Origin of the sequence: Pseudomaricurvus alcaniphilus (assembly GCF_011440395.1) — a bacterium.
Classification (GTDB): Bacteria; Pseudomonadota; Gammaproteobacteria; order Pseudomonadales; family Cellvibrionaceae; genus Pseudomaricurvus; species Pseudomaricurvus alcaniphilus.
In genome coordinates, this window is the sequence record NZ_JAAOIX010000001.1 from 1,083,634 (window position 1) to 1,105,660 (window position 22,027).

At 58.7% G+C, this 22,027-nt stretch carries 23 protein-coding genes and 2 tRNA genes; 3 read left to right on the forward strand and 22 right to left on the reverse strand.

What is annotated here, in order from left to right; all coding sequences use genetic code 11:
* Nucleotides 1-10 precede the first annotated feature (10 nt).
* Together G8764_RS04580 and G8764_RS22305 are read right to left on the reverse strand one after the other, a co-directional pair.
* The gene (locus G8764_RS04580; protein WP_166162280.1) at nucleotides 11-559 is read right to left on the reverse strand and encodes a BREX protein BrxB domain-containing protein; all 549 of its coding nucleotides are present in this window, start codon (nucleotides 557-559) and stop codon (nucleotides 11-13) included.
* Nucleotides 552-971, reverse strand: a complete 420-nt coding sequence (locus G8764_RS22305) for a hypothetical protein (RefSeq protein ID WP_207951661.1) — start codon at nucleotides 969-971, stop codon at nucleotides 552-554. Before G8764_RS22305 ends, G8764_RS04580 begins: the two co-directional genes overlap by 8 nt.
* A 150-nt stretch (nucleotides 972-1,121) precedes the next feature.
* Here G8764_RS22305 and G8764_RS22310 point away from each other — a divergent pair, with 150 nt between their 5' ends.
* Nucleotides 1,122-1,517, forward strand: a complete 396-nt coding sequence (locus G8764_RS22310) for a hypothetical protein (RefSeq protein WP_207951662.1) — start codon at nucleotides 1,122-1,124, stop codon at nucleotides 1,515-1,517.
* 41 nt (nucleotides 1,518-1,558) lie between these two features.
* Here the strand turns inward: G8764_RS22310 and G8764_RS04590 are convergent.
* Nucleotides 1,559-1,635, reverse strand: a tRNA-Pro gene (locus G8764_RS04590).
* A 176-nt stretch (nucleotides 1,636-1,811) separates the two neighbouring features.
* Here G8764_RS04590 and G8764_RS04595 point away from each other — a divergent pair.
* On the forward strand, nucleotides 1,812-2,249 hold the full coding sequence (locus G8764_RS04595; RefSeq protein WP_166162284.1) for a DUF4399 domain-containing protein: 438 nt from the start codon (nucleotides 1,812-1,814) through the stop codon (nucleotides 2,247-2,249).
* A 338-nt stretch (nucleotides 2,250-2,587) separates the two neighbouring features.
* On the opposite strand, the gene G8764_RS04600 is transcribed toward G8764_RS04595, so the two are convergent.
* The 16 genes from G8764_RS04600 to paaG all read right to left on the reverse strand — a co-directional run bounded on the left by G8764_RS04600 (nucleotide 2,588) and on the right by paaG (nucleotide 16,492).
* Nucleotides 2,588-2,947, reverse strand: coding sequence for a MerR family transcriptional regulator (locus G8764_RS04600; protein ID WP_166162286.1), 360 nt, complete (start codon nucleotides 2,945-2,947; stop codon nucleotides 2,588-2,590).
* Complete coding sequence (gene ihfA / locus G8764_RS04605; RefSeq protein ID WP_166162288.1) at nucleotides 2,928-3,230, reverse strand: integration host factor subunit alpha; 303 nt, start codon at nucleotides 3,228-3,230, stop codon at nucleotides 2,928-2,930. The genes G8764_RS04600 and ihfA overlap by 20 nt, the downstream gene beginning before the upstream one ends.
* Nucleotides 3,231-3,263: 33 nt before the next feature.
* A complete protein-coding gene (gene pheT / locus G8764_RS04610; RefSeq protein ID WP_166162290.1) occupies nucleotides 3,264-5,663 on the reverse strand; it encodes a phenylalanine--tRNA ligase subunit beta in 2,400 nt (799 codons plus the stop codon).
* Nucleotides 5,664-5,739: 76 nt separating this feature from the next.
* Nucleotides 5,740-6,753, reverse strand: coding sequence for a phenylalanine--tRNA ligase subunit alpha (gene pheS / locus G8764_RS04615; protein WP_166162292.1), 1,014 nt, complete (start codon nucleotides 6,751-6,753; stop codon nucleotides 5,740-5,742).
* Nucleotides 6,754-6,889: 136 nt separating this feature from the next.
* Nucleotides 6,890-7,246, reverse strand: coding sequence for a 50S ribosomal protein L20 (gene rplT / locus G8764_RS04620; RefSeq protein ID WP_166162294.1), 357 nt, complete (start codon nucleotides 7,244-7,246; stop codon nucleotides 6,890-6,892).
* Between the two features lie 40 nt (nucleotides 7,247-7,286).
* Nucleotides 7,287-7,481, reverse strand: a complete 195-nt coding sequence (gene rpmI, locus G8764_RS04625; protein ID WP_166162296.1) for a 50S ribosomal protein L35 — start codon at nucleotides 7,479-7,481, stop codon at nucleotides 7,287-7,289.
* A gap of 161 nt (nucleotides 7,482-7,642) precedes the next feature.
* Entirely contained in the window at nucleotides 7,643-8,188 is a 546-nt protein-coding gene (gene infC / locus G8764_RS04630) for a translation initiation factor IF-3 (RefSeq protein ID WP_481859742.1), read from the reverse strand.
* Nucleotides 8,189-8,223: 35 nt separating this feature from the next.
* Entirely contained in the window at nucleotides 8,224-10,146 is a 1,923-nt protein-coding gene (gene thrS, locus G8764_RS04635) for a threonine--tRNA ligase (protein WP_166162298.1), read from the reverse strand.
* A 162-nt stretch (nucleotides 10,147-10,308) separates the two neighbouring features.
* Nucleotides 10,309-11,391, reverse strand: coding sequence for a 5-(carboxyamino)imidazole ribonucleotide synthase (gene purK, locus G8764_RS04640; protein WP_166162300.1), 1,083 nt, complete (start codon nucleotides 11,389-11,391; stop codon nucleotides 10,309-10,311).
* 40 nt (nucleotides 11,392-11,431) lie between these two features.
* The gene (gene purE, locus G8764_RS04645; RefSeq protein WP_166162302.1) at nucleotides 11,432-11,932 is read right to left on the reverse strand and encodes a 5-(carboxyamino)imidazole ribonucleotide mutase; all 501 of its coding nucleotides are present in this window, start codon (nucleotides 11,930-11,932) and stop codon (nucleotides 11,432-11,434) included.
* A gap of 288 nt (nucleotides 11,933-12,220) precedes the next feature.
* Nucleotides 12,221-12,297: transfer RNA gene (locus G8764_RS04650), tRNA-Val, on the reverse strand.
* 188 nt (nucleotides 12,298-12,485) lie between these two features.
* Nucleotides 12,486-12,803 (reverse strand): EthD family reductase, encoded by a 318-nt coding sequence (locus G8764_RS04655; protein ID WP_166162304.1) that lies wholly within the window; start codon nucleotides 12,801-12,803, stop codon nucleotides 12,486-12,488.
* Between the two features lie 175 nt (nucleotides 12,804-12,978).
* Nucleotides 12,979-13,899, reverse strand: coding sequence for a phenylacetic acid degradation operon negative regulatory protein PaaX (paaX, locus tag G8764_RS04660; RefSeq protein WP_166162306.1), 921 nt, complete (start codon nucleotides 13,897-13,899; stop codon nucleotides 12,979-12,981).
* Nucleotides 13,900-14,058: 159 nt separating this feature from the next.
* Nucleotides 14,059-15,264, reverse strand: a complete 1,206-nt coding sequence (gene pcaF / locus G8764_RS04665; RefSeq protein ID WP_166162308.1) for a 3-oxoadipyl-CoA thiolase — start codon at nucleotides 15,262-15,264, stop codon at nucleotides 14,059-14,061.
* Nucleotides 15,261-15,695 (reverse strand): hydroxyphenylacetyl-CoA thioesterase PaaI, encoded by a 435-nt coding sequence (gene paaI, locus G8764_RS04670; protein ID WP_166162310.1) that lies wholly within the window; start codon nucleotides 15,693-15,695, stop codon nucleotides 15,261-15,263. Before paaI ends, pcaF begins: the two co-directional genes overlap by 4 nt.
* Before the next feature lie 5 nt (nucleotides 15,696-15,700).
* A complete protein-coding gene (gene paaG, locus G8764_RS04675) occupies nucleotides 15,701-16,492 on the reverse strand; it encodes a 2-(1,2-epoxy-1,2-dihydrophenyl)acetyl-CoA isomerase PaaG (RefSeq protein WP_166162312.1) in 792 nt (263 codons plus the stop codon).
* Between the two features lie 125 nt (nucleotides 16,493-16,617).
* On the opposite strand from paaG, the gene G8764_RS04680 reads away from it, so the two are divergent.
* A complete protein-coding gene (locus G8764_RS04680; protein ID WP_166162314.1) occupies nucleotides 16,618-17,229 on the forward strand; it encodes a DapH/DapD/GlmU-related protein in 612 nt (203 codons plus the stop codon).
* Here the strand turns inward: G8764_RS04680 and paaZ are convergent, their stop codons facing one another.
* The 3 genes from paaZ to G8764_RS04695 all read right to left on the reverse strand — a co-directional run bounded on the left by paaZ (nucleotide 17,230) and on the right by G8764_RS04695 (nucleotide 21,820).
* The gene (gene paaZ, locus G8764_RS04685; RefSeq protein ID WP_207951663.1) at nucleotides 17,230-19,278 is read right to left on the reverse strand and encodes a phenylacetic acid degradation bifunctional protein PaaZ; all 2,049 of its coding nucleotides are present in this window, start codon (nucleotides 19,276-19,278) and stop codon (nucleotides 17,230-17,232) included.
* Between the two features lie 709 nt (nucleotides 19,279-19,987).
* The gene (locus tag G8764_RS04690; RefSeq protein ID WP_166162316.1) at nucleotides 19,988-20,473 is read right to left on the reverse strand and encodes a MarR family winged helix-turn-helix transcriptional regulator; all 486 of its coding nucleotides are present in this window, start codon (nucleotides 20,471-20,473) and stop codon (nucleotides 19,988-19,990) included.
* A gap of 384 nt (nucleotides 20,474-20,857) precedes the next feature.
* Complete coding sequence (locus G8764_RS04695) at nucleotides 20,858-21,820, reverse strand: MBL fold metallo-hydrolase (protein WP_166162318.1); 963 nt, start codon at nucleotides 21,818-21,820, stop codon at nucleotides 20,858-20,860.
* Nucleotides 21,821-22,027 lie beyond the last annotated feature (207 nt).

The following is a 22,027-nucleotide window of genomic DNA, read 5'->3' on the forward strand; positions in this document are numbered from 1 at the left end:
GTGGTGTTCGCTATAAGCTGTTTCTCGCAGTGATGGGCACGGCCAGGTAGTTCCAGCCCGGGCGCGCATCCAATAAGCGATAATTGTTGTTTTCGTATTCGCCGGGGAATAACACCAGCAGGCGGCCCTGAACACTGCCAGCCACTTTGGCAATAATCTCGGAACAGTGGCCAAAACCGAATACACCCGCGACACCCTGGAGAGCCACAACGGTGTCAGCGTCCGCTTGCTCCAATTCTTCGAGAATGTGGGCGGCTACCGTTTCGGTAAAATCCTTGAGGATATCTTGCAGGTCAGCGGGAGACTGGAAGTAACCCTCACGATACTCCTGCGCTGCCATCCATTGCGGAAAGGCGTCAGTAATATCAAGCAGCCGCCAACCGTGATTGGCGCTGCGGGTTGCCAACTCAAATTCCTCCACGTTGGCGCGTATTTTCAGCTCATCATGCTTGTCGTAGACAGCAAAAATCACCTTCTGGGCGCCCGCCAGGCCGCTTTCCCAGGGTAATTCAATAAACCGCTGGTATGCCTGTACCAGGCGCGCAATTCGACTACTCATGGCGCCATTGCTCCTCTTCCATGGTCAGATAGGCTGGGAAACGCACTTCCGTCACGCCGCCCGACTGCTTGAAATCAATCAAACCGCGGTGACTCGCCGCAATCGCCAGCTCGGTCAACTGGTGACTGCCAAGACCCAATAGGCGGCACCAGTGGCTGTGCAGCAGCCGCTCCCCAGTCGCCCCTTCAAGATAGGCCAGAAACAGGGCAAAGGACACATTAACAGGGGTAACTTTTGGCTGGGCACGGATTTTCTTAACTTTCCCCTGCAGAAAACCGGCTTGCGTCCAGCTGCCATTGATATTCTGGGCAATGGATTTCAGCGAGGCGGGACTAAAGCGCGCGGGGTCCGGGGTCTTTAATAGCTCTTCGACCTGCTGGCGAGTCACGAGAGAACCGATTTCAGTGGCCATTACTAGCTCTAAAGACCCGCGCAACAACCGGTCCCGGGGCAGTGCTAGCTGCAAGGCCAAGAGAGGCTGCGCCGACGGGTCAACTGGCCATAATCGCCGGAAGACCCGGAACAGGGGTAGCGCTGGGTCAAGGCCGTAGAGGTCGACCAAGTGTCGATAGGTGAGACTGCGGGATTTGGTGGTGGCTCTGTCGAGGACATTGTAGTCACACACATCCGCCTGGTACTGGGCCTGCTCGGCATCTGGCTCAGTGGTTGCAAACAGGGTCTGCAATTCCGCCAGCATTATGGTGCGTGCGGAGTGGGCGCCACTTTGGCCGAATTTGAAACCGAATTTTTCGAGTGTGTTATCGGTAATCATGAAATGGATTTTTGCGACAAACCCCAATTTTGCATGATTGACCTATCCCTGGCTACCCGTCGTAACTTATTCCAAGACGGTGACTTAGAAATACTTGAACGTCGGCTTCACGAGGAGTGCAAAGCTCCGGGTGAAGGAGTGCTCGAACAATTGCAGGAAATATGCAGGAAAATCGAGAGCCACTGAATTTCGGGGAGAGTTAAAACGACGTAAGTCATTGATTTAAATGGTCGGAGTGGCCGGATTTGAACCGACGACCACCACACCCCCAGTGTGGTGCGCTACCAGGCTGCGCTACACTCCGAATCTTGCTGAAACCGGATCTAAGCTATTGATTTAGCGGTAAATCGGCCTCAAAAGCGAGGACGGGAATAATACCGGATCAGGGTTGAAATGCAAGGTCTTTTCATTGATATTAACCCTGCCGCTGTAAGCGTGAAGGGTTGGCCTTCGCGCGGGCTACACCCCAAGGAGTTGGATATGAAGTTTCGTCTTTCCGCATCTATTTTACTGGCCATGCTGGCCTCGTTGTTCGTGCCCCACGCCCTTGCTGGCATGGCGGTATCCAAGGCGCCGGAGGGCGCGCAGGTCTATTTTATCAGCCCCCAGGACGGAGACACTGTGCCGTCCAAATTCACCGTCAAGTTTGGCCTGAAAGGCATGGGCGTGGCGCCGGCCGGGGTGGAGCGCGACAACACCGGGCACCACCACTTGCTGATCGATGTGACCACCCTGCCCGACCTGAAGCAGCCTCTGCCCGCCAGTGAGCAGGTGCGCCACTTTGGCGGCGGCCAGACCGAGACCGTGGTGGAACTGGCGCCGGGCACTCACACCCTGCAACTGTTACTGGGTAACCATTTACACATCCCCCACCACAAGCCGGTGTTGTCTGAGAAAATTACGGTGACGGTTAAGTAATACTGGTAACAGTAGCTGTTTTTATCTATTAAAGCCGGCTTATATCATTCTCTCGTAGGTGTGGTCTGGCGTTCCAGAATATATAGATTTGGAGCACTTACTGGATCCCCGCCTGCGCGGGGATGACATTAAAAAGTGCAATGGCGGCGCGGGAATAACGTTAAAAAGTGCAATAGCGCGGCACGGGGATAACGTTAAAAAGTGCAATGGCGCGGCACGGGGATAATGTTAAAAAGTGCATTGGCGGCGTGGGGATGACGTTAAAAAGCGTAGTGGCGGCGTGGGGATGACGCTTAAAGTGCAATCGCGGCGCCGGGTGGCGCCGCAGGGTTGACGACTCAGGGCTGGTTCAGCACCCGCAGCACGTCTTCTAGTTCTTTGATCATCTGGGTGACCAGTTGTGCAAACTGGCCGGCGTCCTGCTGGGCGCCCTCTCCACTCATCTGCTGGCGAGCACCACCAATAGTAAAACCCTGATCGTATAACAGTGCACGAATCTGGCGGATGGTGATGACATCCTGGCGCTGGTAGTAGCGGCGGTTGCCGCGGCGCTTGACTGGCGCCAACTGGGGGAATTCCTGCTCCCAGTAACGCAGTACGTGCGGTTTGACTGCACACAACTCACTGACTTCGCCGATGGTGAAATAACGCTTGCCCGGGATGACCGGGAGCTCGTCGTTATTGCTTGGTTCCAGCATAGGTTTCTACTTTTGCTTTTAGTTTTTGGCCGGGCCGAAAGGTCACCACGCGGCGGGCGGAAATGGGGATTTCCTCGCCGGTTTTCGGGTTGCGACCGGGGCGCTGGGTCTTGTCGCGCAGGTCGAAATTACCGAAACCGGAGAGTTTGACGTGCTCGTTGTTTTCCAGCGAGGTGCGAATCTCCTCGAAAAACAACTCCACCAGCTCCTTGGCTTCACGCTTGTTAAAGCCCAGCTCTTCGTACAGCATTTCCGCCAAATCGGCCTTGGTCAGCGCGGTCATGAAGAACGCCCCCTGTCTGCCCGGTTTGTTGCACTATCTCAGGCTAGCGTTAAACTTTTCCCCCAGTGCGGCGACTACATCACTGACTGAGGCGTTGATTTCGTCCTCATTAAGAGTGCGCGATGGATGCTGATACGTCAAGCCCAGAGCCACACTTTTTCTATGTGGATCAATGCCTTTGCCAACATAAACGTCAAATACCTTTAAGTTTGTGAGACAGGTCCCGGCGGCGTCTTCGATGGCTTTGGCCAGTTCCGCCACGGCCAGCTGGCGGTCGACGATGACGGCGATGTCGCGGCGCACTTCCGGGAATTTGGACAGCGGCTCGAACTTCGGCAGGCGCGCACTGGCGATAGCGGCGCGGGTAATCTCGAACAACAGCGGTGGCTGGGGCAGGTCCAGCTTGCTCTGCAGCTGCGGATGCAGGGCGCCCACGTAGCCCACCACCTCGCCGTTGCGGCTGATCGCTGCGGTTTGGCCGGGGTGCAGGGCCGGGTGTTTGGCGGGGGTAAAGCTGAAGCTGGCGGGGTCAGCCAACAGGGCCAGTACCGATTCCACGTCACCCTTGATATCAAAGAAATCCACCTTCTCAGTCGCGCTCGACCAGGACTCCTCCATGCGGGCACCGTAGATCAAACCGGCCAGCATTGGCTCCTGGCGCAACTTGCCCAGGTCTTCGCTGCCACCGACAAAGCGCAGGCCGGACTCGAACAGACGCACCCGCTGCTGCTGGCGGTGCAGGTTGTGCTGCAGAGCAGTGACCAGCCCCGGCCAGAGGCTGGTGCGCATCACCGCGAGGTCGGCACTGATGGGGTTTTGCAGCGCCACCGGTGCATTGTCCGGGTCAAACATTGCCGACAGCCCGGGCTCCACAAAACTGTAGGTGATGGCCTCGCGGTAGCCGCGCGCCACCAGCTGGCTGCGCACGGCACCCAGGCCGACCTGGGCTTCTTCCCGCATGGGGATGGTCAGGTCGCCCTGCAGGCTGGTGGTGGGCAGGCGGTTGTAGCCGTAGATGCGCGCCAACTCTTCCAGCAGGTCCTCTTCAATGGCGATGTCGAAGCGGTAGCTGGGCACACGGAAACTCCAGCCATCGGCGCTGGTGTCCGCCAGCTCCAGCCCCAGGCGAGTGAGAATATCCACCACCTCGGCGTCGTCCATCTGGAAGCCGAGCCCGGATTCGATCCGCGCCCGACGCAGTTTGACTGTACCTATGGCCGGCACGTGCTCGTTTTCCACCAGCAGCAGCGGGCCGGGCTGGCCGCCGACGATGTCCAGCAGCAAGCGGGTAGCGCGCTCCACCGCCTGCTCCTGCAACTGGAAATCCACCCCGCGCTCAAAGCGGTGGGAGGAGTCGGTGTGCAAACCGTAGCTGCGGGCCTTGCCGGCCAGGGAGATGGGGTGAAAGAACGCACTCTCCAGGAAGATGTCGGTGGTCGCTTCACTCACCGCAGACTCGGCACCACCCATAATGCCGGCCATGGCCAGCGCCTTGTCGCTGTCGGCAATGACCATGGTGGTGTCGGTCAACTCCACTTCCTGGTCGTTGAGCAGGGCCAGCTTTTCCCCTGGCGTCGCCATGCGCACGGTAATTTCACCGCTCAGTTTGGCCAGGTCAAAGGCGTGCATGGGCTGGCCCAGCTCCAACAGCACATAGTTGGTGACATCGACTACGGCGTCGATGGAGCGCAAACCGGCACGGCGCAGCTTTTCCTGCAGCCACAGGGGGCTGGGAGCGCTGACATCGACGCCGCGGATGACCCGGCCGGCGTAGCGCGAACAGGCCTCACCGGCCCGCAAGTTAACAGCAAAAATGTCGTCGATAACGGCGGCCACCGGGGCGATTTCCGGCGCTACCACCGGCAGGCGATTGAGTACACCCACGTCCCGGGCGATGCCCTTGACCGACAGGCAGTCGCTGCGGTTGGGGGTCAGGTCCACTTCGATGCACTGGTCGTTCAGGCCCAGGTAGGTTCTCAGGTCGGCGCCCACCGGGGCATCCGCGGCCAGCTCCCACAGGCCGCTGTCGTCCTCGCCCATTTGCAGTTCGGTCTGGGCGCACAACATGCCGAAGGATTCCACTCCGCGCAGCTTGGCTTTCTTGATCTTGAACGGCTTACCGTCGTCCCCCGGCGGCAAACTGGCGCCGACGGTGGCAAAGGGAATCTTGATCCCCGGGCGGGCGTTGGGGGCGCCGCACACCACCTGCATAACTTCACTGCCGTTACCGGCCACCTTGCAGACCCGCAGCTTGTCGGCGTCCGGGTGCTGCTCGGCCTCCAGGATCTCACCCACAACCACGCCGCTGAATTCCCCGGCCACCGGCTCTACCGCGTCCACTTCCAGGCCGGCCATGGTAATTTGCTCGCACAACTCGGCGGTGCTGAGGTCGGGGTTTACCCATTCGCGCAACCACTGTTCACTTAACTTCATAGACTCTTCTAACTCTTTCCGTCTGTCTGGATTGCCGCCGCGGCGGCAATAACGATAACTCTGGCTGGCGCCGGACCTAGAACTGCTTGAGGAACTTCAGGTCGTTCTCAAAGAACAGGCGCAGGTCATTGACCCCGTAGCGCAACATGGCCAGCCGCTCGACCCCCATGCCAAAGGCAAAACCGGTGTAGACGTCGGTATCCACGCCGCTGGCCTTGAACACGTCCGGGTGCACCATGCCGCACCCCATCACCTCCAGCCAACCGGTGTGACTGCACACCCGGCAGCCCTTGCCAGCGCAGTTGGTGCACTGGATATCCACCTCGGCGGAGGGCTCGGTAAAGGGGAAATAGGAGGGCCGGAAACGCACCGGCACATCAGCCTCGAAGAAGGCCTTGAGGAACTGGTCAACGGTGCCCTTGAGGTCGGCAAAGCTGACGTTCTTGTCCACCACCAGGCCTTCCACCTGGTGGAACATGGGCGTGTGGGTCAGGTCCGAGTCGCAGCGATAGACCCGCCCCGGGCAGATAATGCGAATGGGCGGCTGCTTGTTCTCCATGGTGCGCACTTGCACCGGCGAGGTGTGGGTGCGCAGCACGTGGCTGGCATCAATATAAAAGGTGTCGTGCATGGCCCGGGCCGGGTGGTGGGCCGGGATATTCAGGGCTTCGAAGTTGTGGTAGTCGTCCTCGATCTCGGGGCCCTCTTCCACCTCGTAGCCCACGGCGGCAAAAATGGCCTCCATGCGCTGCAGGGTGCGGGTTACCGGGTGCAGGCCGCCGGTGCTTTGGCCGCGCCCGGGCAGGGTGACATCCACCGCCTCCGAGGCCAGCCGGGCGTCGATAGCCGCCTGCTCCATGGCCTGCTTGCGCGCCGATATCTGTTCTTGCACCGCTTGCTTGGCTTCGTTGATTTTGGCCCCGGCAGCCGGGCGCTCCTCGGCCGAGAGCTTGCCCAGCCCTTTCAGCAACGCGGTTAGTTGCCCCTTTTTACCGAGGTACTCGACTCGCACCCGATCCAGTTCCGCCAGGTCATCGGCATCGGCTACCAGCTTGAGCGCTGCTTCGGTCAGCGCTGCGAGATTTTCCATTCAGGACTCCACCTAATCAAAATTCTGTGTCGGCGCCCAGGGCGCACGGGGGCTGCGGCTCTGCCTCACTCCCCAAAAAAAAAGGAGGAACTGCTACCAGCCCCTCCCCTTGTCTGTGTCAGACAGACCTGATAAATCAGGCCAAGGCTGCTTTTGCCTGAGCAACTACAGCCGCAAACGCTACCTTGTCGTGCACGGCCAGATCGGCCAGAACGCGACGGTCGAGTTCGATATTTGCTTTTTTCAGACCAGCGATCAAACGACTGTAGCTCATGCCTTCGACACGAGATTGAGCGTTGATACGGGTAATCCACAAAGCGCGGAAGTTACGCTTTTTAACGCGACGGTCGCGATAGGCGTATTGTCCAGCTTTGATGACTGCCTGCTTGGCAACCCGGAAGACGCGCGAGCGTGCACCGTAGTAGCCTTTGGCCTGCTTTAAGATTTTCTTGTGACGACGACGCGCCTCTACACCACGTTTTACACGAGCCATGGTTTAATTCCTCTAAAAATGAATGTCGTTAACAGGCCAATTACTTGGCGCGCAGCATGCGATCTACTGCTGGTACGTCCGCTGCATTCAGCGTGCTGGTACCGCGCAATTGACGCTTGCGTTTGGTCGACATCTTGGTGAGGATATGGCTCTTGAAAGCGTGCTTGTGCTTATAACCAGCGCCGGTTTTCTTGAAGCGCTTGGCAGCGCCACTGTGTACTTTAGCTTTTGGCATGAGTAACTCTCTTTCAATTGAACACTGGGTGTTCAGTTAATAAATACACCTATGAGAAGCCGCCCGGCTGTGCTCGATTCCCGGCCTTAAGACCGGGCTCAATACAGCAGGCTTTTCTATTTAAGTGCCATCCAAAGTAACCTAGGCAGCTAAAAGCCCGATCACTTTCTCTTTTTGGGGGCAATAACCATCAGCAGCTGACGACCTTCCATCTTCGGATACTGCTCAACGGTGCCCAGCTCTTCAAGGTCGGTTTCGATGCGTTTCATCATCTCCATGCCGAGCTCCTGGTGAGCCATTTCGCGGCCTCGAAATCTCAGTGAGATTTTGACCTTGTCCCCGTCTTCCAGGAAACGTGTAAGATTACGTAACTTAATCTTATAGTCTCCAATGTCCGTCCCTGGGCGAAATTTCATTTCTTTGACCTGCTGCTGCTTCTGCTTTTTCTTGGCAGCGGCTTTGGTCTTTTTGATATCAAACAAGTGTTTGCCGTAATCCATGACCTTGCAAACGACGGGCTCGGTATCGCCGGCCATTTGCACCAGATCCAAATTGGCACTCTGCGCCTGCTCTAGCGCTACTTCCAAGGATACTATGCCAACCTGGCTGCCGTCCGCGCCTATCAATCGGACCTCTTTAGCTTCTATCTGGTCATTGATGGGCGGCTTCTTGGAACGTCCTCTGGAATTATCTTGGTTGATAATAATCTTCTCCTATAATTTGACTCGCATAAAAGCGTAGCCTACAACGACGAGCGGCCGCGACGTGCGACGTCTGCGGCCAAGTGTTCTGCGAACGCTTCTAGACTCATCGAACCCAGGTCTTCACCAGTGCGTGTACGCACACTGACTGACCCTGTTTCTACTTCCCTATCGCCCACGGTGAGCAGGTAAGGGATCTTCTGAATTGTGTGCTCGCGGATTTTAAAGCCGATCTTCTCATTTCTCAAGTCAGAAATGGCCCGAAAACCCTTGTAACGCAATGTTTCTTCTACTTTTTTCGCGTATTCCGCCTGTTTGTCGGTGATATTGACCACCACCGCCTGTTCCGGCGCCAGCCAGGCCGGAAATGCGCCCTCGCAGTTTTCGATCAGAATGCCGATAAAGCGCTCGAACGAACCCAGGATGGCGCGGTGCAACATCACCGGCGTCTGCCGTGAACCGTCCTCGGCCACGTACTGGGCGTCGAGCCGACCGGGCATGGAGAAATCCACCTGGATGGTGCCGCACTGCCAGACCCGGCCGAGGCAATCCTTGAGGGAAAACTCGATCTTGGGGCCGTAGAAGGCGCCCTCTCCGGGCAGGTATTCAAAGTCCAGCTGTTTGGCGGTCAAGGCGTCGGCCAGGGCTTTTTCCGCCTTGTCCCACACCTCGTCACTGCCCACCCGCTGCTCCGGGCGCGTGGAGAGCCGAATAATGACCTCGTCGAAGCCGAAATCGGCGTACACCTGGTAGAGCAAATCGGTAAAGATCGATACCTCGCTCTGAATGGCATCCTCGGCGCAGAAGATATGGGCGTCATCCTGGACGAAGCCCCGCACCCGCATCAACCCCTGCAGGGTGCCGGAGGCCTCATTGCGGTGGCAACTGCCGAACTCCGCCAGCCGCAGAGGCAGGTCGCGGTGGCTCTTCAGGCCCTGGTTGAACACCTGGATATGACAGGGGCAGTTCATGGGCTTGACCGCGTAGTCGCGGTGCTCGGAGTGCACGGTGAACATGTTTTCCCGGAACTTGTCCCAGTGACCGGAGCGCTCCCACAGGGACCGGTCCACCACTTGCGGGGTCTTGATCTCCTGGTAGCCGTTGTCGCGCTGCACCTGGCGCATATACTCTTCGATGGCGGTGTAAATGGCCCAGCCCCGCGGGTGCCAGAACACCATGCCCGGCGCCTCTTCCTGCAGATGGAAGAAGTTGTATTTCTTGCCCAGCTTGCGGTGGTCGCGCTTGACCGCCTCCTCGAGAAACTTCAGGTGCGCCTTGAGCTGCTTCTTGTCGGCAAAGGCCACGCCGTAGATGCGCTGCAGCATCTTGTTGTCGGAGTCACCGCGCCAGTAGGCGCCGTTGACGGTCATCAGCTTGAAGTGATGACAGAAGCTCATATTGGGCACGTGCGGGCCGCGGCACATATCCACGTATTCTTCGTGGTGGTAGAGACCCGGCTGCGCATCCTTGGGGATATCGCGATCGAGAATCTCCAGCTTGTAGGATTCCTCCCGCTCGGCAAAGGTCTGGTAGGCCTCGCCCCAGCTGACTTTCTTTTTCACCACCGGGTAGTTGCTCTTGGCCAGTTCCAGCATGCGCTTTTCCAGCGCTGCCACATCCTCTTCGGTGAGCTTGTGCTCCAGGTCCACGTCGTAGTAAAAGCCGTGCTCGATGGTGGGGCCGATGGCCATCTTGACCCCGGGCCACAGCTGCTTGATGGCGTGGCCGAGCAAGTGGGCACAGGAGTGGCGGATAACTTCCAGCCCGTCTTCGTCGCGGGAAGTGAGGATACTCAGCTCCGCGTCTTCGGTGATCAGGTCACAGGCATCGACCCGCTCGCCATTGACGCGCCCGGCAATGGTGGCCTTGGCCAGCCCGGGGCCGATATCAGCAGCCACATCGAGCACAGAAACGGGGCGATCGAATTCGCGGCGGGAGCCGTCAGGAAGGGTAATTACAGGCATGTTACATCCTAAGCGTCAGTGGTGACCCCTACGTAAGGCCACGTGATTATTTGTGAGCAGGGGATTATAAAGAAGTGGGCCGGCGCTGGCTACGTGCGATCAGGCCAGCGCTCACTCGGTAATCGGGCTTATTCGGCAATCGGGCTTATTCGGCAATCGGGCTTATTCGGCGCTGTCGCCTTCGACCGCCGCCTCGACCCAGTCGATCACTTCTTCGTAGCGCGGCGGCAGCAATTCTTTCAGTTCATCCAAACCCTGGATCAGGCGCTTGTCGCCACTGTGGGTAAAGGTGATGTGGCCGACCTTGCGCCCGGGCCGCACCTCTTTACCGTACCAGTAGGGTTCGGCCCCGGAAATCGCCCACCAGCGCTCGTCGTAAGGCGTGCCCAGCAGGTTGATCATGACGTTGAGGCCTTTCACTTGCGGCTTGGCCAATGGAATGCCGGCCACCGCCCGCACATGGCTTTCAAACTGGCTGACGCTGGCACCGGCCTGGGTCCAGTGGGCGGTGTTGTGCACTCGCGGCGCCAGCTCGTTGACGATCAACTCGTCGCCGACCCGGAAACACTCCATCGCCAGCACGCCCACATAATCCAGCTCGTCCAGCAGCGTGCCCAGCATCAGCTCGGCCTTGCGCTGCAGCTTCTTCAGGCGCTGCAGCGGCGCCACCGACGCGGTCAACACGCCGTTGAGCTGCAAGGTCAGGGTCAGGGGGTAAAAATACTTGTTGCCGCTGCGGTCGCGAACGCCGACGATGGCCATCTCTTCATCAAAATTGATGCCCTGCTCGACGATTGCCAGGTTGCGCCAATCGTCGGGGATGGCGGTCGACTCGGCCTGCTTCAGCCACAACTGGCCGCGACCATCGTAGCCGCCGGTGCGGCGCTTCAGCAGCGCCCGCTCACCCAGGGCCGCGTGAATCTCGGCGGCACTGAGATTATCGTCCAACAAGCGCCAGGGCGCGGTGGCCAGGCCAAGCTGGTCCAGCAACTGCTTCTGGGTATAACGATCGGCGAGGCGGGCAAAGACATCGAGATTGACAAAATTGGGGTGAGTGGCGAGCTTTTCGGTCACCGGGGTCTGTGGCCACTGCTCGCGCTCGGCGGTCACCACGTCTTCAGGCTGCAGATCCGGCAACTGGGCCGAATCGATATCCACCGGCACCACATCCACATTCAGCGGCATGGCCGCGTGCTGCAACATCGCGCCCAACTGGCCGTGACCCAATACCCAAACTCTGCTCATCTACCTGACCTCCTCAATCTGCCTTTCAACTGCCAGCTTGCTACAGTAAGGACTGTACGCGCGGATCGGGAACGGAGAGCACTGCGTCGGTCTGCTCCTGGCGGAAATCGTCGATGCGCTGCCCCAACTCGTCATCGCAAGTCGCCAAAATCTGGGCTGCCATCAGACCGGCATTAAAGGCACCGGCACTGCCGATGGCCAGGGTGCCAACAGCCACGCCGCGGGGCATTTGAACAATAGACAGCAGGCTGTCCTGGCCATTGAGAGCCTTGCTCTGCACCGGCACACCCAGCACTGGCAGACGGGTCTTGGCCGCGACCATACCCGGCAGGTGGGCGGCACCGCCGGCACCGGCGATAATTACCTTAAAACCATTGCCGATGGCCGATTCGGAAAATGACATCAACTTGTCTGGCGTGCGATGGGCCGACACCACTTCAACGTGGTAATCCACACCCAGCTTTTCCAGGATTGACGCGGCCTCGTTCATGGTGGGCCAATCACTCTTGGAGCCCATTATTATGGCGACTTTTGGCTGCATTTCTTGCACCTCGCTTTCGCTTTCAGTCGGGATTCACCTTCCCGGTGCGCCGCGCAAAAGCATCCAAGCGTCCGCGGCATCTGTACCCTCCAGACAATTTACTGCCAAGGGCTCGACTTTGCATCCTGCAAATAAAAAAACCCGCCAATACAGCGGGTCTTTAATAAGCTCAATCGACAAGTACGATTGATTAATGTATTGCCGGCAACACCATTGCGGTTACGCGGTCATTGGCAAGCCAGTTGCTATTGCCAGCTTAATACCCCGCCTCGGCGTGACATTAAAATTTGGTAGGACTACCCAGATTCGAACTGGGGACCTCTACCATGTCAAGGTAGCGCTCTAACCAACTGAGCTATAGTCCTGTTGCAGATGTTGTTTCGGTTGCTGTTGTTATAGCCGCTGCCGTTTCAGTTGCAGCCCGAAAAACAAGGCGCGTACTTTACCAGCGGTTTTCAATGCTGGCAAGGCCTATTTTCAGTGCCGCACCAATTTTCCCAAAAATAGTTCAAGCCGTTGATTTAGCAGCAAAATCACGCCCACCAGCGGACGCTCAAAGCGCCACTTCAATCTCGGCAAAACTCATGCGCGGCTTGACGTTGGTGTAGTTGGGCACGTCGTCGGCCACCTGCTTGCCACAGGCGGCGAGTCCGGCCTGCAGCTGCTCCTTGCTGGCGAAGATCACATCCAGTGAGGCCCAGCTGAGGTCACCGCTGCCCGGCCCTTTGCCCGGCGCCTTGCGCAACACGCTGCCGCGGTAGCCGTAATCGGCGAACAGTTGCGCGCACAGCGGCATATGCCGATCGCGGTAGTAGTCAAAATTGAACTCGCTGCCTTCGGTTTTCGGGTAGTCGACGGTCATGCAGTACATAGTTTTATCCTTTGCTGTGGAAGCTTGATTATTTGCCTGGTGGCTTCAGGGTCAATCAATCCCCATCGCGAAGCTACCAGAGTTTATTAATGTGCCACCGTCGCAGAGACGGCGATAATAATCGTTTTCTGGTGTGCGCCGATTTATTTCTACCGTGCCAGCGGTCGATACCGGGTCAGCCCAAGCCGCCGTAGCGCAACTGAAAACTCGCCGTCGGTTCCGGCAATGGCCCCTGAGCGTTTTCCAGGTTGCCCTGCAAGTAACTCAGGGAGGAACCTACCAGTTGCCGATACAGGCGCTTGGCCAGCTCCTGAGACTCCAGCCCCACCCAGCCGCTGGGCAACATCGCCTCGGGAAAATCCGGGTCGCGCAGCAGAATGCGTCGATACTCGTGAATCAGCAGCGTGCGCAGCACAAAACTCAGTTGCGCCGGCAAGGCCTTCTGGCTCAATTGCCGGGCCAGCGGCCGATAAAAATCCAGGAACTGCTGGTACATGGCCTGCAGCTCTTCCAGGTTCCATTTTTCCTGTGCCATCTGTTTCAGCAAGGCCTGGGAGGAACCGTCTTCGGTGGTGGCGGAAAACACCAGCACCTTGCCCACCAGGTATTGCTCTTGCAGGGTCTCGTTGAGTGAGGTGCGATCCGAGGACGGGTGCGCCAGCAAACCGGTAAACAGGGTGTTGTAGCCCTGCCACATCAGACTCTTGCGGAACAGGTCCAGCTTCTCCTCCGGCACCAGCACCGGCGACACCAGGGTCCAGGTGCCGTCCCACTCCGGGTAGGCCGGCGCGTAGATACGCCGCGCCGCCTTCTCGTAATGGCTCTTCGCCGTATCGGTAAAACAGTAGTAACTGCGGCGCCCGATTTTCGTGGCCTGCAGCCAATCCTGCTGCACCAGGCGATACACCGCCGTGCGCACCAGGCGCTCGTTGTAACCCATCAGCCCGAGTGCCTCAATCAGGCTGCCCAGCCAGATCCAGCCGCCGTGCTGGGACACCGAGTCGCCGAATACAGTAACCACCATGGAGGTGCAGCTGTAATTCTGGGCCGAGACCCGCTCGGTAATGTGTTCCAATCTGATTTTCTTTTCCGCCACCAAGGCACTCCTAACGCTCTTTAACTAAAGAGCAGCATGATACTGGAGTAGCGCAGAATATAAAATTCGCGCATCAGTTTGCGGTGCCTCATTCCGAGCGGAGCTATTAACTCAAGTTTCGAAGTTCGTAAGCCAATTCGCTAGCACTAAAGCCGGGCTCTAGACCCGCTCGATAATCAAAGCGATGCCTTGGCCCACGCCGATGCACATAGTACACAGCGCGTAGCGACCGCCGCTGCGCTGCAACTGGTACATGGCGGTGGTCACCAGCCGCGCCCCACTCATACCCAGCGGGTGGCCGAGGGCGATGGCGCCGCCATTGGGGTTGACGTGCGCCGCGTCGTCCGGCAAACCCAGGTCGCGCAGTACCGCCAGCCCCTGGGCAGCAAAGGCCTCGTTGAGCTCGATCACATCCATCTGCTGCAAACTGAGGCCGGTCATCTCCAGCACCTTGCGGGTCGCCGGCGCAGGACCAAAGCCCATAATGCGCGGCTCCAGGCCTGCAGTGGCCATGCCCACCACCCGCGCCCTGGGGGTCAGACCATGGCGCTTGGCGCCTTCGGCCGAGGCCAGCAACAGGGCGCAGGCACCGTCGTTGACGCCGGAGGCATTGCCGGCGGTGACGCTGCCGTTCTGGCGAAACGGCGTTTTTAAGGCCGCCAGCGCTGCCAGGGTGGTGTCGGCGCGGATATGCTCATCCTGATCCACCAGCAGATCGTCCTGTTTGCGCCGCGGAATACGCACCGGCACGATTTCTTCGGCGAAAATCCCCTGCTCCCGGGCGCGGCCAGCGCGCTGCTGGCTCAGCACCGCAAAGGCGTCCTGGTCGGCGCGACTGATATTGAACTGCTCGGCCACGTTCTCTGCGGTTTCCGGCATGGAGTCGACCCCGTACTGGTCCTGCATCAGGCGGTTGACGAAGCGCCAACCAATGGTGGTGTCGTACATCTCGGCGGCGCGACTGAAGGCACTGTCGGCCTTGGCCAACACAAACGGCGCCCGCGACATGGATTCCACCCCGCCGGCGATGGCGAGCTGCATCTCCCCGGCCTTGATGGCGCGACTGGCGCTACCCACCGCATCCATACCGGAACCACAGAGACGGTTGATGGTGGTGCCCGGCACTTGCACCGGCAGGCCGGACAACAGCCCGCTCATGCGCGCCACGTTGCGGTTGTCCTCCCCGGCCTGGTTGGCGCAGCCGTAGAACACATCCTCCACCTGGCTCCAGTCCACAGCGCTGTTGCGCTCCATCAGGGCGCGGATGGGAACCGCCCCCAGGTCGTCCGCCCGCACGCCGGACAAGGCGCCACCGTAGCGGCCGATGGGCGTGCGAATTGCGTCGCAAATATATGCGTCTGTCATGCTGATTCCTCTTCGATAACCGGGCGGCTGATTCGTGCTGACCGACCGCGGAAATGGGCCACAATGGCCTGTTCCTGGTTGCTGATAATAACGTCGTACAAACCGCTGCGACCGCCCTGGTGCACGGCTTCCGCCACGGCGGTAAGCACGTCGCCAAGTTGCGCCGGGCGCAGGTAATCGATAGTGCAGCTGGCCGCCACTGCGGCCTGGTTCTGGGAGTTGCAGGCGAAGGCAAAAGCGGTGTCGGCGAGGGTGAAAATCATGCCGCCGTGGCACATGCTGTGACCGTTGACCATATCTTCACGCACAGTCATGGACACTTCCGCCCGGCATTCGCCGGTGGCTATCACCTGCATACCCAGAGCCTGGGAGGCTCGATCTTCCTCCCACATGGCCTCGACACACCTGCGTGCCAGCGTCTCTGCATCCATCACATTTACTCCCCTTTAAACGCGGGCTTGCGCTTTTCCAGGAACGCGGCCACGCCCTCCTGAAAGTCGTGGGATTGGCCCAACATGCGCATCGCGTCTTTTTCATTTTCCAGCTGCTGGTGCATGGGCGTGGAAAACGAATCGTTTAACAAACGCTTGATGTTCGCCAGCCCTTTGGTGGGCTGGGTGGCCAGGTGCTCGGCCAGCTTCAAAGCCTCTGGCATCAAGTCGGCGTCATCCACACACTGCCAGATCATGCCCCAGGCCTCGGCCTTCTCCGCCGACAACTTGTCCCCCAGCAGCGCCAGCCCTTTGGCCCGGGGCAACCCCAGGGCGCGGGGCAAATTAAAGGTGCCACCGGAATCCGGCACCAGGCCGATCTTGCAAAACACCTGGGCGAAGGCCGCCGAGCGCGCCGCAATGACGATATCGCAGGCCAGCGCAATACTGGCTCCAGCGCCGGCGGCAATCCCGTTCACCGCACAGATCACCGGCTTGTCCAGGGTCATAATGGCGCGAATCAGCGGGTTGTAGTATTTCTCCACCGAGTCGCCCAGGTCCGGCTTTTCCGCAGTCTCTCGCACGGCGCGGTCATTGAGGTCCTGGCCGGCACAAAAACCGCGCCCTTCTCCGGTAATCACCAGGCAGCGCACCGCGCGGTTGTTGCGCGCATCTTTCATGGCCAGCTGCACTTCTTCGTGCATGGCGACGGTAAAACTGTTGAGCGTGTCGGGACGATTCAGACTCAGGATCGCAACGCCGTTCTGGACACTGTACTTGATGTTTTCATATGCCATTTTCTTCTCCGCTGATTCAACCACCTGGAATTCAACCAAATGGACTATTGCTGTGGAATGGTTGCTGACCGGCCTTACTCCGAAGGTGTATAGTTTTTATAACTTTCTCGCTCACTGGAGCCACTATGCCCTGCTACGCCATTGAAGACCTCGTCCCTGTGGTCGATGCATCCGCCTTTGTGCACCCCACCGCCACCCTGATCGGTGACGTGATCGTCGGCGCCAACTGCTACGTGGGTGCCAACGCCGTGCTGCGCGGTGACTTCGGCCGCATCATTCTCGAGCCCGGCAGCAACCTGCAGGATACCTGTGTCATGCACAGCTTTCCGGGCAAGGACTGCATCGTCGAAGCGGACGGCCACGTGGGCCACGGCGCGGTCCTGCACGGTTGCCGCATCGGCCGCAATGCCCTGGTGGGCATGAACGCCGTGATCATGGACGACGTCTATATCGGCGAGGAATCCCTGGTGGGAGCCACCGCCTTTGTCAAAGCCAAGTTCGAGTGCCCGCCGCGCAGCTTGCTGGCCGGCAATCCGGCGGCAGTAAAACGCACCCTCTCCGACCAGGAAGTGCACTGGAAGACCCAGGGCACCGGCGAGTACCAGCAGCTCACCCGCCGCTGCCTGGCCACTCACCGCGAGGTGGAGCCGCTCACCGCGGTCCAGCCCGACCGACCGCGCTTTGCCAATAGCCAGCACGAGCCCAAAGGCGAGCACAAGCCGAAAGGCGCAAGCTGATCAAGCTTCCCGGCGCACCACCAGGGTCAGGATGTCGTACACGGCGACCAGTTCCTGATTCTGGTTGAACACTTCCACATCCCACACCACCACGCCGGTGGGCTGGGCTTCATCCGGACGCTGGTCTTTCTTGATCTTTTTCTTGGCGGTGATTTTCACCTGGATAGTGTCACCGATACCGACCGGTTCGATAAAGCGCAGGTTTTCCAGACCGTAGTTGGCCAGCACCGGGCCCGGTGAAGGCTCGACAAACATACCCGCCGCCGCCGAGATCACAAAGTAGCCGTGGGCCACGCGCTTGCCGAAAAACGAATCCTTGGCTGCGATGTCGTCGAAATGGGCGTAGAAGTGATCGCCGGACAGGCAGCCAAAATTGACGATATCCGCTTCGGTGACCGTGCGCCGATGAGTGGTCAGGCTCTCGCCAATTTGCAGGTCTTCAAAATAGCGCCGGAACGGGTGCACATCGCTGCTAAAGGTTTTCGCCCCGGCCATATACTCCCGGGTAACCGCCATCAGCATACTGGGTGAACCCTGCACCGAGGTGCGCTGCATATAGTGTTTGACCGCGCGAGCGCCACCCAGCTCCTCGCCGCCACCGGCGCGACCCGGACCGCCGTGCACCAGTGCGGGCAGCGGCGAGCCGTGCCCGGTGGACTCACCGGCACAGTCGCGGTCAATCACCAGCATGCGGCCGTGATAGGCCGCCGCCTCAAGGATCAACCGGGCCGCCTCCTCGCCACTGTAGGTAAACACCGATCCCGCCAGGCTGCCTTTGCCCAGCCCGGCGATAACGATGGCCTCGTCGATATTGCGGTACGGCATCAAAGTGCTGACCGGGCCAAACGCCTCGATGGCGTGGGGCGCTTCAGTGTTCAACGGATCGCGACACAGAAGCAGGGTCGGCGGATAGAAAGCGTCGCGGGAAACCTTGTCGCCCACCAGGTCAAAATCGTCATTGCCACCGCGCAGCACCTCACAGTGCTCCGCCAGGGCCATGACATTGGCGTGCACATCGGCTTTCTGGCCGGCGCCCAGCAGCGGTCCCATGCGTACGCCTTCAGCGGCCGGGTCGCCCATCACCACTTTGTCGAGGCGTTTGTTGAGGGCCGCGGTGACGGCCTCCACCTTGCTCTCGGGTACCAGGATACGGCGAATAGCGGTACATTTTTGCCCCGCCTTAACGGTCATCTCCCGCGTTACTTCCTTGATAAACAGCTCGAATTCCGGGTCGCCTTCCTGCACGGATTCACCGAGGATACAGCAGTTGAGGGAGTCGGCTTCCATATTGAAAGGAACGCTGCGGCCAATAACATTGGGGTGGGCGCGCAACTTCTGGCCGGTGGAGGCGGAACCGGTGAAGGTCACCACATCCTGCTCGGTCACGTGGTCCAGCAAATCGCCGACGGAGCCGCAAATCAACTGGATAGCACCCTCGGGCAAGATGCCACTGGCGACGATTTCACGCACCATGGCTTCGGTCAGGTAGGCGGAGTCGGTGGCCGGTTTTACGACCACCGGCACGCCGGCAACCAGGCTCGGGGCGATTTTTTCCAGCATGCCCCAGCAGGGGAAGTTAAAGGCGTTGATGTGCACCGAGACGCCGCGCTTGGACACCAGGATATGTCGCGCCGCGAAGGTGTTGTTTTTGGAGATGCGCTCCGGGGCACCTTCGACGATAAACTTTTCATTGGCGAATTCGCGCCGGGCGATCCCGGAGAAGCCAAACAGGGTGCCGATGCCGCCGTCGATATCAACGCCACTGTCGAGCTGGGTGGCACCGGTGCAGGCGGAGATCTTGTAAAACTCCTGCTTGCGGGAGGTGAGGTATTTAGCCAGCTCTTTCAGCGCATTGGCGCGCTCGTGGATGGTCATGGCGCGCAACGCCGGGCCGCCCACGTCCCGGCCGAACTCCAGCACTCGCTGGAAGTCGATGCCGGTGCTGCTGACCCGGGCCACTGGCTCGCCGGAGACGGCGTGATACACCAGCTTGCCTTCGTCTTCGCCCTCGACCCATTTACCGTACACATAGCTGCTTGTTTTGATCATATCGCTGTCACCCAGTTTGTTTTGCGTCTGTTATTGGTCGCTTGTATTTTTCGCGTGAATCTATGGACTGTAACTGCCTTTTAACTGCCCACAGTTGCCAGTCCGAATATTACGCCCGCGGGGCAGCACGAATCGCAGCCACCACTCGATCTGCACCCATATTAAATGATACACATTAATAGTTACAAGTATTTTTTGTGTATTACTTTATGGTTGGGGTTTAAGCAATGGACTGTAGTTAAGCTTTTTAGGTTGGATTGATGGTGGATAGAGGGACAAACAACATAAAGACATGTTTTTATATTTTGAATTGATATATGTATCGCTTTTATTGGTAGCGTGTTTGGAGGGGCGCACTCTGTAGGGCGTGAGCAATGTGGAGTGTGTGCAATGTGTCGATTGGCGAGGTTACGCGACTGACGCGCTTAAACCCGTCCCTGGGTCGCTCGACTGCCGACATCCCTGTCGGCAGACGGTCAGCCGCGCAACCTCGCCAACCGCCACCCCAACCTCCGCAGCGGAATTCGAGTTAAAAACCTTGGTTCAAAAGTAAGGTAGGGGAATGGCCGCGCACATCCTACTTATGCTGTGGAAGTGATTTCGTTGTTTCACTTTATTTGGGTTGGCAGGAAAATCGAGTTCGAATGACTATTAATTCCCTGCCTGGGGACTGGTGCCTGGTTGAAGGTGCCGATTACTACCAAGCCACCTAACCAGCCTTCTGACCACCATTGCGTTGGGCCTGCATCAGGTCCAATTGCTGATCGAGCTTGTCCATAATTCGAAACAGGTCCCTGTATTCGTCAACCTGGAGGGCGCCGATCAACTCCCCCTCCCACTCCAGGGCGTTGGGCGCTATTTCATGGTAGAACTGTTGACCCGCCGCGGACAGGGACAGGTAGGTGATGCGATTGTCGGCCGGGTCTTTTTCCCGCAGCAGAAAGCCCTTGGCATCGAGCAGCTTGACCGCGCGGGTGACCATGGATTTGTCCATAAATGTGATGGCCCCGATGGCACTGAGGTTCAGGCGCTTGTCCTCCGCCAGGCGTGCGAGGATGCGCCACTCCGGCACCGTTAAACCGAAAGCATCCACATACACCTGGGCGCAGGCATCGCTGATGCGCTTGGCCAGGTTGACCATTCGGTAGGGCAGGAAATGTTTGAGTAACAGGGAGGGAGGAGCGTGCTGGGTCATTACTGCGGAACTCTCGCGACAGGGTTAACGACAATTTGCGCCATAGTACCGCGCCGGCGACCGTTTCCAAAATAGCGGGCCAGCAGTTTCGCCGCGTAGGCGATTGTAGCGGCTGCTGCGACCACAAGCATTATAGTCGCCGCAACAACAACTTCCCGGCGGAACTGGCCCGGCTTCCGTGCCAGTACCCGTCGTAAAGACGGGCATTGATCGCGAGGCAGGCAATATCGATTCGCCTGTATAGCCCTACCCTTTACCCCCAAGTCCCTTCAGAGCCCCCCAATTCGTTTTCGGCAAGGCGCCGTTCGCAGGGAAGAGTGGGCCTCTTTTCAAGAACGGCAACGCGGCCGAGGGCGAATTGGGGGGCTCCCTCCGGGCGGGAAACTAGTCCTGCAGCTTGTCCCACACTTCCTGGTCGCGCTGGTCGGTCCAGATTCGGGGCCAGTCAATACCGTCCATTTCGTCCCATAGGCGCTGTACATCAAACGGCAGGCAGTGTTCAAAGATGGGCCACATGCCGAATTTGGGAGCGAGGTGGTCGCGGGTGGCTTCGAAGGCCTCTTTCACACTGCCGCCACGCTTGTGTATCTCGCCGACCTTGTCAATCATGCCCTGCAGGAAGCCGCGGGTCTGCTCGATCGCCGCGTCCACGTCGGTGCGACCGCGAGCCACGGCACCGCGACCGCCCACCAGAACTTCCGCGCCGTAGCTTTTGACTTTATCCAGGGTTTGCTTGGACCAGTCGAAATGGAACGCGTCACCGGTGTAGAGTGCGGCAGCCGCCTCCACCAGGTCACCGGCAAACAACACCTTGGATTTTGGCAACCAGGCAACGATGTCGCCGGCGGTGTGACCACGGCCACAGTATTCCAGCACCAGGTCGCCGCGCTCGCCGCCCAGCGGGATCACCATGCGGTCATTGAAGACAATGTCGGGGTGGGTCAGGCCCGGAATACCTTCCGGCTCGCGGAACAGTCGCGGCATGCGACCATACTCGCTGGCCCAATCCTGCTCGCCCCGCTCTTCGATCAGGAAGCGGGTTTGTTCGTGGGCAATAATACTTTCCGCACCGAAGGCCGAGGCCCCCAATACGCGTACCGCGTGGTAGTGGGACAACACCAGGTATTTGATCGGCTTGTCAGTGTGCTGGCGCAGCATATCCAGCCAATCCTGCGCAGCTCTGGGTGTGGCGCGCGCTTCAAAGGCGACCACAAAATCTTCACCTTCAATGGCACCGACATTTGGGTCGCCTTCGGCAGTAAGTGCATACACACCGTCGGCCAGGATTTCCAGGGTTTCTTTTTTCTCGCCCAGGTCCGCGGAGGAGGCAAATGGTTTCTTCGACATAATCTTCAACACCTTAAAGGTTGTGAATGACAGGTTGTTATTGACAAGCGCAAATTGAATAACGCTTTAGAACAAACCAGATAATAACACCAATATATTCTTATTTGAAACTTTAATTTGGACAAAAACCCTTAATAATGGCGTAATAAACAACAATAATAGAAAATAAAACCTTGAAATACGCCAGAAAACCCAATAAATTAGTAT